Source organism: Dissulfurispira sp. (genome assembly GCF_036745535.1).
Taxonomy (GTDB): domain Bacteria; phylum Nitrospirota; class Thermodesulfovibrionia; order Thermodesulfovibrionales; family Dissulfurispiraceae; genus Dissulfurispira.
The window spans coordinates 58334-59812 of sequence record NZ_DAIOFX010000004.1 but is presented as its reverse complement, the minus strand read 5'-3'; the positions used below and the strand labels follow the sequence as shown (position 1 = coordinate 59812).

Below are 1479 nucleotides of genomic sequence, written 5' to 3'. Positions count from 1 at the left end.
CAGAACACAGAATACAGAACACAGAATACAGACTGTCTGTCTTCTGGCTTCCGTCTTCTGACTTCTGATAATAGAGCACGGTGATTTATCCCTTGGAAAACCTCTCAAGAGCTGTAATGGCTTCATTTTTTATGAGAGGATCATTTTCATTCTCTGCAATATTTTTTAGATGGGGGAATGCCTGCGAGTCTCCGATTTCTGCGAGTGCAGTTATAGCACTGAACTTTATCGCAAAACTCTTATCGTTTAAGATAGAAATCAAAAACGGCACAGCCTTTGAATTACCAACCCTTCCCATGGTTTTGACAATGGCCTCTCTGACAACCGGGTTGTCTTCAAACTTCGATGCATCAAGGAGTATATCGGCTGCCTTCGGGTCTTTAGTAAAATTGCCGAGGGCAGTGACGGCATTCCACTTTATGGCAGGGCAGTCGTGATTAAGGAACGGGTCGCTCAGTATCCTTTCAATAAAATTGAGCGCCTTTTCCTTCCTGCTCTCACCGAGCAACTGGATTGCCCTTATCCTGAATCTCCAGTTCAGCATTTTGTTTTCTACAAGGCCGATAAGGGCGTCTGTCAGTCTGTCATTCTTTATGCCCTCTGCACCTCCGTATAACGGCAAACGGCTGTGCCAGTCGTTATCCTGGATGTCCGTTATTAACTTATCGATATTAAGTTCATCTGCATATAACTCTTTTGCAGACGCAATCAATGTCGTAACAAAAAATAACAACAAGATAGTTGCTTGAATGACTTTTTTATAGGCATTTAAGAACATTCTACCCCTCCTCTGCAAAACTTATTTATTTTAATATTCCTTTCACAATAATATCCACTTCAAAACACAAATATCGAAATGGCAGCGCCTGTGAGCACAACATAAAGGACATCAACCCTTTTAGTCAATGCAATGAAGGCTGTTACTCCCAATAAAACCCTGATAATATCCCATGGGACAGCCAATGCAAATTTTAAAGTCACATAAAATAAGAGTCCGACAAAGGATGCAAATATTCCCTTTGTTGCCATTAAAAAATACGCGGATGTCTTTAGTCTGTCAAAGAAAGGTGTGACAACAACCAGTATTAAGAAGGAAGGTGTAAATATTGCTATGGTTGCCACCATAGAGCCCAACAGGCCATGTAACAAATACCCGACGAAGGTAGCAGTGATGACAATAGGACCAGGGGTGATCTGACCTAATGCAATCCCATCCATGAATGTCTTATGGTCCATCCATTCTCTTACATTTACGACTTCATGAAGCATTAATGGCAGTGATGCGAAACCGCCTCCGAATGCAAAAAGGTCTATCCTGAGCATCATTGTTGCCAGTTTAAAGAGTTTCGTGTCTACAACATAAAGCACCGAAAGTCCTGCCAGCAGGATTAAAAATAGCAGCGCAATTTGCTTGAACATCCATCGGTTCCTTTTCTTGCCATGAACTGAAGAGATTGTGAAGCTGACACCTCTGAAAAA

At 41.7% G+C, this 1479-nt stretch carries 2 protein-coding genes; both read right to left on the bottom strand.

The genetic code is table 11. The annotated features are described in order from the left end of the window. Positions 1-85: 85 nt before the first annotated feature. The gene (locus V7L97_RS02120) at positions 86-778 is read right to left on the bottom strand and encodes a HEAT repeat domain-containing protein (RefSeq protein ID WP_333652991.1); all 693 of its coding nucleotides are present in this window, start codon (positions 776-778) and stop codon (positions 86-88) included. A gap of 59 nt (positions 779-837) precedes the next feature. After that, a partial coding sequence (locus tag V7L97_RS02115; protein ID WP_333652988.1) for a chromate transporter occupies positions 838-1479 on the bottom strand: 642 nt, incomplete at its 5' end.